General features: G+C 64.6%; 8 protein-coding genes. 6 read left to right on the forward strand and 2 right to left on the reverse strand.

Annotated features, from left to right (window positions below):
- Positions 1-593 precede the first annotated feature (593 nt).
- The 3 genes from LDZ21_RS15615 to LDZ21_RS15625 all read left to right on the forward strand — a co-directional run bounded on the left by LDZ21_RS15615 (position 594) and on the right by LDZ21_RS15625 (position 5,793).
- Positions 594-1,070 (forward strand): nuclear transport factor 2 family protein, encoded by a 477-nt coding sequence (locus LDZ21_RS15615; RefSeq protein ID WP_244795715.1) that lies wholly within the window; start codon positions 594-596, stop codon positions 1,068-1,070.
- A complete protein-coding gene (locus LDZ21_RS15620; protein ID WP_244795716.1) occupies positions 1,067-2,974 on the forward strand; it encodes a glycogen debranching enzyme GlgX in 1,908 nt (635 codons plus the stop codon). The genes LDZ21_RS15615 and LDZ21_RS15620 overlap by 4 nt, the downstream gene beginning before the upstream one ends.
- Before the next feature lie 83 nt (positions 2,975-3,057).
- Entirely contained in the window at positions 3,058-5,793 is a 2,736-nt protein-coding gene (locus tag LDZ21_RS15625; RefSeq protein WP_244795717.1) for an MGH1-like glycoside hydrolase domain-containing protein, read from the forward strand.
- Positions 5,794-6,263: 470 nt separating this feature from the next.
- Here the strand turns inward: LDZ21_RS15625 and LDZ21_RS15630 are convergent, their stop codons facing one another.
- Positions 6,264-8,576 carry an FdhF/YdeP family oxidoreductase gene (locus LDZ21_RS15630; protein WP_244795718.1) on the reverse strand — a complete coding sequence of 771 codons (2,313 nt, stop codon included), beginning with the start codon at positions 8,574-8,576 and terminating at the stop codon, positions 6,264-6,266.
- A gap of 148 nt (positions 8,577-8,724) precedes the next feature.
- Here LDZ21_RS15630 and LDZ21_RS15635 point away from each other — a divergent pair, with 148 nt between their 5' ends.
- The 3 genes from LDZ21_RS15635 (at position 8,725) to pdxR (ending at position 12,017) form a co-directional block, all read left to right on the forward strand.
- Positions 8,725-10,170: an aminotransferase-like domain-containing protein gene (locus tag LDZ21_RS15635; RefSeq protein ID WP_244795719.1), complete on the forward strand. Its 1,446-nt coding sequence runs from the start codon at positions 8,725-8,727 to the stop codon at positions 10,168-10,170.
- On the forward strand, positions 10,167-10,430 hold the full coding sequence (locus LDZ21_RS15640) for an ArsR family transcriptional regulator (RefSeq protein WP_244795720.1): 264 nt from the start codon (positions 10,167-10,169) through the stop codon (positions 10,428-10,430). The genes LDZ21_RS15635 and LDZ21_RS15640 overlap by 4 nt, the downstream gene beginning before the upstream one ends.
- Before the next feature lie 135 nt (positions 10,431-10,565).
- Entirely contained in the window at positions 10,566-12,017 is a 1,452-nt protein-coding gene (gene pdxR, locus LDZ21_RS15645; RefSeq protein ID WP_244795870.1) for a MocR-like pyridoxine biosynthesis transcription factor PdxR, read from the forward strand.
- 6 nt (positions 12,018-12,023) lie between these two features.
- On the opposite strand, the gene LDZ21_RS15650 is transcribed toward pdxR, so the two are convergent.
- A complete protein-coding gene (locus LDZ21_RS15650) occupies positions 12,024-13,160 on the reverse strand; it encodes a TAXI family TRAP transporter solute-binding subunit (RefSeq protein ID WP_404980961.1) in 1,137 nt (378 codons plus the stop codon).
- Positions 13,161-13,239: the final 79 nt, after the last annotated feature.

Genomic DNA, 13,239 nt, shown 5'->3' on the forward strand with positions numbered 1-13,239 from the left:
ACCGAATTACGATCGGGGTATTCCCGATAATCGAGTTGCGCACAATATAGCGATTCGCTCTCGGTTTTAAGCACGTAAATAACATTATCGGGCGATACCGATTGAATGACGCGAATAATGACGCCGGTTCGGGTGTCAGTCAGGAAATAATCCGCGGACGCCTGCGATGGCGTACTCATTGTGGGCTTGATTCTCATCGCGCTCTACTTCTGTGCTGCTGCGGTTCTTGATTGGCGTCGGTGTCAGGTCGACGCGGCATGGCGGCGCTGCCGGATTCATTCACCCAGCGGGTGCGGCCACCGGATTATATTTAAATGGCTATCTTTAGGATATCGGTTTGAAAAAATTATCCGCCGTTGATCGCCGGTTGAATTGTCATTTTTTGATTAAGAACAATCTCAGATAAAAATAAGAAACATCCTATTCGTAGAATAACGACCCTTGGCTTTTAAATGAGGCGCGCGGTTTTTAGCTACTTCCGCATTTCGTGATTGGCATCAGGGAACCCGCGATCATGCAGACAAGCCGCAGTCGCGCGAGAATGCGACTTTGTGCGCGCCGCAGCCGCCGCCAACACGCACAATCGATCCGCCATGCCGAATACGAACATCGAACTCATCGAGCGTTTTTACCGTGCTTTCGGGAACGTCGACGCCGACGCGATGGCCGCCTGCTACGCACCCGACGTCCGCTTCGAAGACCCTGCCTTCGGCGTGCTGTTCGGCGTTGAAGCGGGCGACATGTGGCGCATGCTGCTGCATCGCGCGCGCGACTTCGCATTGAGCGTCGACGGCATCGAGGCGCTCGGGCAAACCGCGAACGCGACCGCCGTCGTCCGTTACACGTACTCGGCGACGGGCCGGCCCGTCGTCAACGAGATACGCACGCGCTTCACGATTCGCGACGGACTCATCTTCGAACAGACGGACGCCTTCGATCTCTGGCGCTGGAGCCGTCAGGCGCTCGGTCCCGCCGGCTGGTGCTTCGGCTGGACGCCGCGCATGCAGCAGGCCATCCGCCGCAAAGCGCGCCGCGCGCTCGCCGACTATCGCAAGGAGGCGTCGGCATGACGGCGCTCGACCCGGCGCGCTTCGAAGACGAATGGCTCGAAGCGGATGCGCATGGCGGCTTTGCATCGGGGACCGTCGGCACCGCGCGCACGCGCCGCTATCACGCGCTCCTGCTTACGGCGACGCAGCCGCCCGCCGGGCGCGTCGTGCTCGTCAACGGCGTGGAGGCCTGGCTCGATGTCGACGGCGCACGCGTTCCGCTGACCATGCAGCGTTACGCGCCGGACGTGCTGTATCCGGACGCATCGGCGTATCTCGATTCCTTCGATACATCGCCGTGGCCGACGTGGCGTTATCGCATCGGCGAGAACGTGACGGTCATAGCGGAAGTGTTCGTCGCGAAGGAGAGCGGCGAGACCGTGCTGCGCTGGCGTCTCGAAGGCCCGGCGGCCCGAGCGGCGCTGCACGTGCGGCCGCTGTTGTCCGGGCGCGATTATCACGCGCTGCATCGCGAGAACGCGTCGTTCAGCTTCGATGCGAGCGTCGATGGCGAGCGCGTGCACTGGCGGCCCTATGGCGACCTGCCTGCCATCGGCGCGACGAGCAATGGCGCATACGAACACGCGCCGGACTGGTATCGCAACTTCCTGTATGTGCGCGAACGGGAGCGCGGGCTCGACGACATCGAAGACCTTGCGACGCCCGGCGTCTTTCACTTCGATCTCGCGGGCGGCGAAGCGGTGCTCATCCTGCACGCCGATGCCGGCGATGATCCGCCGCGCGAACGCGATGCGCTCGCGCTTGCATCGCAATTCGACGGGCGTGAGCGAGAGCGCCGCGCCGCGTTTGGCTCGCGGCTCGCGCGCTCGTCCGATGCCTATGTCGTTGCGCGCAAGCACGGGCGCACGATCATCGCGGGCTTTCCGTGGTTCACCGACTGGGGCCGCGACACGTTCATCTCGATGCGCGGCCTGCTGCTCGCTTCGGGACGTCATCAGGATGCAGAATCGATTTTGCTCGAATGGACCGACACGCTCTCGGAAGGCATGCTGCCGAACCGCTTTCCCGATAGCGGCGGCCTGCCGGAATACAACTCCGTCGATGCGTCGCTGTGGTTCGTGATCGCGGTCCACGACTATCTCGCGACCGGCCATGCGCCCGCCGCGACCACGACGCGCCTGCAACGCACCGTCGATGCAATTTTGGAAGGCTATACGCGCGGCACGCGCTTCAACATCGCCGCGGACGACGACGGCCTCTTGCGCGCAGGCGTTCCCGGCGTGCAACTCACGTGGATGGACGCGAAGGCGGGCGACTGGGTCGTGACGCCGCGCATCGGCAAGCCGGTCGAAGTGCAGGCGCTGTGGATCAACGCGCTGTCGATCGCGTCGGCGTGGAACGCGCGCTGGCAGCCGATGCGCAATCGCGCGCAGCAGGCGTTCCAGGTGCGCTTCGTCGACCCGCAGACGCACGCGCTCTACGATGTCGTCGATGCCGATCACGAGCCGGGCAAGCTCGATCGCTCCATCCGTCCCAATCAGATTTTCGCGGTCGGCGGTCTGCCGCATGTCATCGTCGATGACGAGATCGCGCGCGCGGTTATCGCTCAGGTCGAAGCGCACTTGCTGACGCCGCTCGGGCTGCGCACGCTCGCGCCATCAGACCCGGCGTATCGTTCGCGTTATGCAGGCGGATTGCTGGATCGCGATGGCGCTTATCACCAGGGCACCGCGTGGCCGTGGCTCATGGGCCCGTTCGTCGAAGCGTGGCTGCGCGTGCATGGCGCAGCGGGCGTGCGCGAGCGCTTTCTCGCGCCGCTTCACGCGCATCTCGAACATTATGGCATCGGCCATATCAGCGAAGTCGCGGACGGCGAAGCGCCGCATACGCCCGGCGGCGCGCCGTTTCAGGCGTGGTCGCTCGCGGAGCTGATGCGCGTCGAGAAGCTGATCGGTGGCGCATGATGCATCGTTTGTGCGGGCGCTCGTCGAATCGCGTTAAATTGGGCGTCTTTGACAATCATCCATAGCCGCACCGAGGAACTCTCATGCCGAAGCCGCGCACCGTCAACCAGATTCATACCGCCGAAGGAACGCGGCTGCATGGCGGCGACTGCCCGCGCTGGCAACGCTGGGGGCCGTACCTGAGCGAGCGTCAGTGGGGCACGGTGCGCGAGGACTACAGTGAATTTGGCACCGCATGGGAGTACTTCCCGCACGATCATGCGCGGAGCCGCGCGTACCGCTGGGGCGAGGACGGCATCGCCGGCTTCGGCGACGACAAGCTCAACTGGTGCGTCTCGCTCGCGCTCTGGAACGGACGCGATCCGATCCTGAAGGAACGGCTCTTCGGCCTCACGAATCAGGAGGGCAATCACGGCGAGGATGTGAAGGAGCTGTACTTCTACGTCGACGGCACGCCGACGCATTCCTACATGCGCATGCTGTACAAGTATCCGCACGCGGCGTTTCCGTACGCCGATCTCGTCGATGAAAACGCGCGTCGCGGCGCAGACATGGCCGAGTACGAAGTCCTCGATACCGGCGCCTTCGACGACGAACGCTACTTCGATGTGCACGTGGAATACGCGAAGCACACCGAGGACGATATCGTGATGCGCGTGAGCATCGAAAATCGCGCGAACGAGGCCGCGGTCATCGACGCATTGCCGCAAATCTGGGCGCGCAACACCTGGTCGTGGAAACCGACGCCGACGAAGCCATCGCTCACGCTCGAATCGGTGCAGGGCGCGACGTACGTGGCGGCGAGGCATCTGGGCCATGAACCGATGGTGGTCACCGCATGGTCGCCGGATGTGCAAGGCGTCGAATGGATGTTCTGCGAGAACGAGACCAACGTGAAGCGCCTGTTCCACATGGACGGCGCGGGGCCGTTCAAGGACGGCTTCAACGACTACGTCCTGCATGGCGATGAAGACGCGATCCGCCGCGACACCGGCACACGCGCGGCGGCCCGCTTTCATCTCCAGCTCGCGGCGCATGGCAAGGCGACGGTGTACCTGCGCTGGCGTCCCGAATCCGCGCCGGACGGCGTTCCGCTCGACGCCGATGCTTTATTCGCGCGACGCATCGCGGAAGCGGACGAGTTCTACGGCGCGCTCCAGCACGAGATCGCCGATGCCGACCAGCGGCTCGTGCAGCGGCAGGCACTCGCGGGCATGCTGTGGTCGAAGCAGTACTATCAGTTCGATGTCACCCGCTGGCTCGATGGCGATCCGTTGCAGCCGAAACCGCCGAAGCAGCGGCGCTTCGGGCGCAACTACGACTGGCGGCATCTGTGCAACGCGGACATCGTGTCGATGCCGGACAAGTGGGAGTATCCGTGGTACGCGTCGTGGGACCTCGCGTTCCATGCGGCGGCATTTGCGCTGATCGACCCCGAGTTCGCCAAGCGGCAATTGCTGCTGCTGGTGAAGGACCGCTATCAGCATCCCAACGGCCAGTTGCCGGCCTACGAATGGGCGTTCGGCGACGCCAACCCGCCCGTCCATGCGTGGGCGACGTGGCGCGTATATGAGATCGATCGCGCGATCACGGGCGTCGGCGACCGCGATTTTCTGGAACTGGTGTTCCACAAGCTGCTGCTCAACTTCTCGTGGTGGGTCAACCGCAAGGACGCCGACGACCGCAATATCTTTCAGGGCGGCTTTCTCGGGCTGGATAACGTCGGCATCTTCGATCGCTCGTCGCCGCTGCCGACGGGCGGTCATATCGACCAGGCCGACGGCACCGCGTGGATGGCCGCGTATGCGCTCGACCTGATGCGGATCGCGCTGGAACTGGCGTATGCGAACAAGGTGTTCGTCGATATCGCGGTGAAGTTCTTCGAGCACTTCCTGTATATCGCGGAAGCGGTGAGTTGCGAGGACGGCTGCGATACCGGTCTTTGGGACAGCGAGGACGAATTTTTCTACGACAAGCTGCGCCTGCCCGATGGCTCGAGCGTGCCCATGCGCGTGCGCTCGATCGTCGGCCTGATTCCGCTTTTCGCGGTTCACGTGCTGGAGCCCAGCGTGCATCGCGCGTTGCCGGGCTTGCGCGACCGGCTGCACTGGTTTCTGGAGCATCGGCCGGACTTGTCGCGGCTCGTGTCGCGATGGAACGTCGCGGGGCAGGGCAATAGCGTGCTGCTGTCGCTGTTGCGCGGGCATCGCATGAAAGCGCTGCTGAAGCGCATGCTCGACGAAACCGAGTTCCTCTCCGATCACGGCGTGCGCGCGCTTTCGCGTGTCCATCTCGACGAGCCGTTCGTCTTCTATCACAACAGCGAGAGCTTCAGCGTGCAGTATCAGCCGGGCGAATCGACGTCGCGCGTGTTTGGCGGCAACTCGAACTGGCGCGGGCCGGTGTGGATGCCGGTGAACTATCTGCTGATCGAATCGATTCTCGAATTTCACCGCTATTACGGCGACGATTTTCGCGTGGAGTATCCGACCGGCTCGGGAAAGACGTTCTCGCTTGCCGAAATCGCCGATGAACTCGCGCGTCGCGTGACCACGCTTTTTCTGCTCGACAAGAACGGCGAGCGGCCCGTGATGGGCGCATATCCGTTGCTGCAGGCCGATCCCCGCTCCCGCGATCTCGTGCTGTTCCACGAGTATTTCCACGGCGATAACGGCCGCGGCGTGGGGGCGTCGCACCAGACGGGATGGACAGGGCTGGTCGCGCTGCTGCTGCAACCCCGCGCGATGGGACCGTCCGGCGTCGTGCCGCTCGCCGGCGTTGCCGACGCCGATGTGCAGGAGTTCGCGGGCGCGAAATGAGCCGCGTGAAAGCGCCGTTTCACCGTTCAGTCAAGAGCCAAACCTGCAGTCTACGGTTCGGACAAATCCGATTCCTCTGCTGTCTCCTTCTGCGTAAGTTGTGCGGACACAAACTTGCAGCAGTTTGGAGAAAAAAATGAACGGAATCGCAGGCATGCAGGGCTTGGGACAGTACAACGCATCGCGCGGGAACGGGTTCGCCTGTTTACGCCGCCGCACCGAGCACGAGGAATCGCCCCCGTTCGGGCTGGTGATGCTGGTGTTCCTCGTGGCGATGGCGGGCGGCGTCTACGTGAGTTGCACGCTCGACAACCTCGCGTTCGGGTGGATTGCGTGCGTCGGCATCCTGGCGGCGCTCGGCGCGGTCGTCGACCGCTTCTTTTGCGGCGCCGCCGCGCTCGAACGCCGCCTCAGCGCGCGGTCACGGGCGCGTCAGCAAGCGGTCTGCAAAGCCACGCTCAAGTGCAACCTCAGGCGGCAAAGGCTCGACTGGCAGAGCGCAACAACACGGGAATGGACTTCGATGTCGGCGTACCGGCGCCATCCGCAACGGACGCGAGCGGCACGAGCGGATTCGTTTCGGGATAGTACGCGCCAAGACAGCCACGCGGAATGTCATACTCGACCAGCTTGAAGCCCTCGACGCGGCGCTCCACGCCGTCATCCCATACGCTCGTGATATCGACGAGCTCGCCCGGCTCGAAGCCGAGCATGTCGATATCCTCACGATTGGCGAACAACACGCGGCGCTGGCCATAGACGCCACGGTAACGGTCGTCGAGGCCGTAGATCGTCGTGTTGTACTGATCGTGTGAGCGCGTCGTCATCAGCGTCAGGAGGCGCTCGCCGTGCAGCGCGCGGGCGCGGTGAATCGGCGTATCCACCGCGATTGCATGCACGATGAACTGCGCCTTCCCGCTCGGCGTCTTCCATACGCGATCGCGCGACGCCACGCCGAGATGAAAGCCGCCCGGCTGCTTCAGGCGCTCGTTGTAATTCTCGAATCCGTCGATCACTTTCTCGATGCCGTCGCGAATCATCGCGTAGTCGTCTGCATGCGCGAGCCAGTCGACCTTGGCGCTGCCGAGCGTCGCGTGCGCCATGCGCGCGACGATCGCCACTTCGCTCAGCAGGTCCGGTGACGCCGGCTTGTTCATGCCGTAGGAGATGTGCACCATGCTCATCGAATCCTCGACGCTCACGCCTTGCGCCACGCCGTTCTGCATGTCGATTTCGGTGCGGCCGAGCGTCGGCAGAACGAGCGCGTCGCGGCCATGCACGAGATGGCTTCGGTTGAGCTTCGTCGTGATGTGCACGGTGAGGTCGCAAGCGCGCATCGCTTGCCAGGTGCGCGGCGTGTCGGGCGTCGCGATCGAAAAATTCCCGCCCAGACCGATGAACACCTTCACGCGGCCTTCCAGCATCGCGTGAATGGTTTCCACGACGTCGTAGCCGTGCTCGCGCGGCGGCTCGAAATCGTAGGCTGCGCCGAGCCGGTCGAGAAACGCCTGCGTCGGCTTTTCCTCGATACCGACCGTGCGATCGCCCTGCACGTTCGAATGCCCGCGCACCGGGCACAGGCCCGCGCCGCGCCGGCCGATGTTCCCGCGCATCAGCATCAGGTTGGAGAGCAACTGAACCGTCGGCACGGAGTTCTTGTGCTGCGTAAGACCCATGCCCCACGTCGCGATCACCGCGCGGCCGTTCGCGTAGATATCGGCGAGGCGGAGAATCTCGTCCATCGGCACGCCGCATTCCGCGACGATCATGTCCCAGCTTTCCGCGCGCAGATCGGCGGCGAAGGCATCGAAGCCAACGGTATGTTGCGCAATGAATTCGACGTCGAGCACCCGCTCGCCGCCCGCGATGCACGCCGCGTCGTCGAGTTCGATCACGCGCTTGGCGACGCCCTTGATCAGCGCGAAATCGCCGCCGACTTTCGGGCGGATGAATACCGAGCTGATCTTCACGCCCTTGGGCTTCAGCATGTCGAGCGTGTGCTGCGGGCTGGCGAAGCGCTCGAGGCCGCGCTCCTTGAGCGGGTTGATCGATACGATCGTCGCGCCGCGCTTCGCACATTCGCGCAACTCGCCGAGCATGCGCGGATGGTTCGTCGCCGGATTCTGGCCGAAGAGCAAAAGCGTGTCGGCGTGCTCGAAGTCGTCGAGCGTGACCGTGCCCTTGCCGATGCCGACCGTATGCGGCAGGCCGCGACTGGTTGCTTCGTGGCACATGTTGGAGCAGTCGGGAAAGTTGTTCGTCCCGTACATGCGCACGAACAACTGATACAGGAACGCGGCTTCGTTGCTGGCGCGGCCCGACGTATAGAACGCGGCGCGATCCGGGTCGTCCAGCTTCTTCAGGTGCGATGCGATCAGTTCGAAAGCCGCATCCCACCCGATCGGCACGTAGCGGTCGCGTTTCGCATCGTAGACGAGCGGATCGGTCAGGCGGCCGTGTTGCTCCAGCTCGTAGTCCGACTGCGCCATCAGCGACGACACCGTGTGTTTCTCGAAGAAAGCCGGCGTGACGCGCTTGGCCGTGGCTTCGGCGGCGACCGCTTTCACCCCGTTTTCGCAGAACTCGAACGTCGAGGCATGCTGGCGATCAGGCCACGCGCAACCGGGGCAATCGAAACCATCGGGCTGATTCTGCTTGAACAGCGTGCGATAGTTGCCGCCCGACACCTTTTCCTTCACGAGGTTGATGGCGACCTGCTTGAGCGCGCCCCAGCCGGCGGCGGGGTGATGATACGGTTCGATGCGCGGTTCGGGCTTCTTCATGGCGGGGGGCGACGGCTTAATGAGACGATGGGTCACAGCGTACTGTGTCCCGAATCGAAGGCGGCGCACAGAAAACCAGAAATGAGAGGAGCACAGTTGCGGCGATTTGCCCTAGACTTGCGCTTGATCCAGCCGATAAACGCGCTCCGTGAACCTCTACGAACGACTCGCCGATGAAATCGAAGCCGCCGTGCGGCGCGGCGTGTTCACGCAGGGAGAGCGCGTCGCGTCGGTGAGACAGGCGAGCCAGCAGCACGGCGTGAGCATCAAGACCGTGCTGCATGCGTATGCGCTGCTGGAAAGCCGCGGCATTCTCGAGACGCGGCCGCAGTCGGGCTATTTCGTGCGCGCGAAGCCGGGCGCACGCGTGACAGGCCGCAACGGAGCCGCCGAGCCCGGCGCGATCGCGGTCGCGTCGGAAGTCGACGTGAGCCGCCTCGTGCTGTCGACGCTGCGCAGCATCCGCGCGCACGACGCCGTGCCGTTCGGCTCGCCGTATCCCGATACCGAGCCGTTCCCGTGGCGGCGGATCAACCAGTACGCGAACGCCATTGCGCGGCGGTATGCAAGCTGGAACCTGATCGACGATCTGCCGCCGGGCAATCCGGAGCTGATCCGCCAGATTGCGCGGCGCTATGCGGAGACCGGCGTGCCCGTCGATCCCGGCGAGATCGTCATCACGGTTGGCGCGACGGAAGCGATCAACCTGAGCCTGCAGGCCGTCGCGAAGCCGGGCGATACGGTCGCCGTCGAATCGCCGACGTTCTACGCGATGCTTCACGCAATCGAGCGCCTCGGCATGCGCGCGATCGAAGTGCCGACGCATCCCGCCGATGGCATCGACATCGACGCGCTCGCGCAGATCATCGGCGAGGGAAAAATCGCGGCGTGCATGGTGATGCCGAACTTCCAGAACCCGCTCGGCTTCGAGATGCCCGACGCGCGCAAGCGCCGGCTCGTGGAATTGCTGTCGATGCACGATATTCCGGTGATCGAAAACGACGTCTATCACGAACTGCACTTCGGCGATGCGCGGCCTTCGACGCTCAAGAACTACGATACAAAGGGCATCGTGCTGCACTGCGCGTCGTTCTCGAAGAGCCTGACGGCGTCGTATCGCATCGGCTGGGCGATGCCCGGGCGTTTTCGCGCACAAGTCGAGAAGCTGAAGTTTCTCAACACGCTGACGACGCCTTCCGTGCCGCAAGTGGCCGTCGCGGACTATCTGCGTCAGGATGGCTTCGACCGGCATTTGCGGCGCGTGCGCAAGCTATATCGGCAGCAGGCGCGCATCATGATCGCGATGGTCGAGCGGTTCTTTCCTGCGGGCACGCGCACATCCGCGCCGCAGGGCGGTTACGTGCTGTGGGTGGAACTGCCGGAGCGCGTCGATTCGATGCTGCTGTATCGCGCGGCGCTCGCGGAGGGCATCACGGTCGGGCCGGGCTATATGTTTTCGACGCGCAACGCCTTCAGCCATTACATCCGGCTCAACTACAGCTATCCGTGGACGCCGCAGCGCGAGGCGGCGCTGCAACGGCTCGGGCAACTCGTTGGGGAACTGGACGCCCGCGCGAACGGAGCAAGAACATGAACGATGAAATCGATCCGGCGCTCGTCGCCGTTCTCGCGCAACTGTGGCGCGCGAAGCAGGAGTCGCCGGGGCGCGCGTGGTCGCTGGCGAGGCTGGCGAAGCAGTCCGCCTTGCCGATGAGCGCGCTGCGCCGTCAACTGACCGCGCTCGCCGATGCGCAGCTGGTCGAAGTGCAAACGGGCGAAGAGGGCGCGGGTTCGGCCTGGCTGACCGCCGATGGCGAGGCGCTTTGCAGTGCAATTTTCGGAGACGACGAGTGACTCGCGGTCCAAACGCTCAGGTGCAGCCGGGCGCTGTAGCTGTCCGTCCATACTTTTTTCGCGCATCGCGCGGCCGAAGCAAGAAAACGCCGCGTGCCGAATCGCCGCCGCTTCGCTAACGACATCGCTACCCCGTTGGACATCCACATCACCCTGCACGGCCGGCGCGACCTGACCGGCCAGATTTACGGTCAGTTGCGCGCCGGCATCATCGAAGGACGGCTCGCCGCGAACGCGCGCCTGCCGTCCACGCGCGATCTCGCCGCGCAGCTCGGCGTTTCACGAAAAACGACGCTCGAAGTCTTCGATCGCCTCATCGCGGAGGGCTTCCTGCGCACGCGCGCCGGAGACGGCACGTTCGTCGCCGATGGCCTCGCGCGGCTGCCCGGCGCACGCCCCGATCCGGCGTCGGCGCGCGCTCGGGCCGCCGGCATCTGGCGCGCGATGCCCGAGCGCATGGCCATGCCGATGCCGCCCGCGGACGTCACGCTCGATTGCGACTTCAAGGGCGGCGTGACCGACAAGACGCTGTTTCCCTTCGATGCCTGGCGCCGCTGCCTGAATCAGGCGCTGCGCACGCAGGCGCGGGCGGGCGGCGGCGTGGCGTCGTATCGCGATCCGGCGGGCGAGCAGGAACTGCGGCTCGGCATCGCGCGGTATCTCGGCTTCAGCCGCGCGGTGGCGTGCAACTGGCAGGACGTCATCGTGACGCAGGGCGCGCAGCAGGCGCTCGATCTGCTGGCGCGCGTGGTCATTCAGCCAGGCGATGTCGTCGCGGTCGAAGAACCGGGCTATCCGCCCGCGCGGGCGCTGTTCGCGGCGCTGGGCGCACGGATCGCGCATGTGCCGGTGGATGGGGAGGGCATCGTCGTCGGCAGGCTGCCGCGCAATGCGCGGCTCGTCTACGTGACGCCGTCGCATCAGTTTCCGCTCGGCATGCCGATGAGCCTTGACCGGCGCGTCGAATTGCTCGAATGGGCGAGCAAGCGCGGCGCGGTGATCGTCGAGGACGATTACGACGGCGAGTTCCGCTTCGAAGGACGGCCGGTGGAATCGCTGAAGAGTCTGGATCGCGCGGGCCTCGTCGCCTATGTCGGCACGTTTTCGAAGACGCTGTTCCCGGATTTGCGGATCGGCTATGCCGTGCCGCCGGCGACGCTTCGCGAGCCGCTCTGGAACGCGAAGCAGATCGCCGATTGCCATAGCTGCATGCTGACGCAGACCGCGCTCGGCGCTTTCATGCTCGACGGCGAGTACGCGAAGCATCTGCGCCGCATGCACAAGGCGTATGCGCAGCGGCGCACGGCCTTGCTCGACCACTTGACGGGCGATCTCGCGCCCTTGTTCGAACCGTTACCCGCGATGGCGGGGATCCACCTCGTCGCGCGGCTTCGCGATGAGTGGCAAGAGGAGCGCGTCGTCGCGGCGGCGCGGGAGGCGTCGGTCGGGCTGTACGGCATCCGCCCGTTCTATGCGGGTCAGGCGCGCGAGCAGGGCATGCTGTTCGGATACGGCGGGACGAGCGTCGAGACGATCGAGCGCGGCATGACGCGTCTTGCCGCGCTCATGCCGTCGCTTCGCGGATGACCCGCGTCACTGGTCGTCGCACAGCAGCAGCAGCTTTTCCTGACCGGTGCACGTCGATTTCTTCTTGCCCGCGGCGGCGTCCGCTCCGCGCGTGGACACCGTCTGCGCCGATCCTGGCGACTTGCCCGCCGCCGTGCGCCGCGCGATGCACTGGCGCAAGTGCTTTTCCATCGGCGGATAGTACTTCCAGCCGCGCGTGAGCGGCGGGAGTTCGAGACGCACCTGTTTCCACTTCGGATGACCGCTCGCCTGCAGCGTGTCGAAGTTCGTGCAGAGCGAATCGGCGAACTTCGACAGCGCGCCGACCGTGCCGCGCAAGCCGTAGTCGTAGGTGACGAGAAACGCCTTCACGGTGAGCGTCGGCGTGTCTTCCTGAATCCAGTTCGGATAGCTCGTCGTGCGGATGGTCGCGGGGAAGTACGTCTGCTTCGCTTTCGCCGTCTCGGGCGCGGCGGGATCGAGGCGCAGCAGCTTGATCTGCTGCAGCAACTCCGGATTCATGTCCTGAAACAGCTTGGCAGGCTGGCCCGCCACGATCACCGCGACGTCGATCTTGCGCACGATCAGCTTCGCGAGCGCGTCTTCGTTGTTGTAGTGCTGCTCGTTCGCCTCGGGGACCGGCTCGCCGAACATCAGCCGGTAAAGCGTTTCCGCCGATTGCGCCGTCCCGCTGCCGATCGGCCCGACGCTGATGTTCTTGCCCTTGATCTCGTTGATGGTCTTGAGCGGCGAATCCGAGCGCACGACGAAGTAAATCTCTTCGTCGTACAGCGTCATGATGAGGCGCAGCGGCTGAATGATCCTGCCGGCGTCCGCGTTGCCCGAAGCGGCCATGTCGAGATACGCCTGATACACGTCCGACTGCACCAGCGCGAACTTGACGCCCGGCTCGTAACGCATGCGCTGCACGTTTTCCGCCGATCCCTTCGACGGCAGCACTTCCAGATCGATGCCCGCCGGCTCCGCGACGTACTTCGACAGATCCTGGCCGATCTGGATATACGTGCCGCGTTCCTGGCCCGTCGTGATCTTGTACGGCACGGGATCGGCGTGACTCAGGCTCGCCGCGCCGGCGAGCCCGATGACGGCAGCGAGAGCGAGCGCACCCCGCGCGGCATTGCGCATGAAACTGGTCGAGACCATGGTTGACCCTTGAGTCGAGTTGGACGGGTTCTTCGAAACACGCGCGATGCGGCTGCATCGCGCGAAAGGCGGTCATGCG

The sequence above is a fragment of the Caballeronia grimmiae genome, assembly GCF_022879615.1.
GTDB lineage: Bacteria > Pseudomonadota > Gammaproteobacteria > Burkholderiales > Burkholderiaceae > Caballeronia > Caballeronia grimmiae.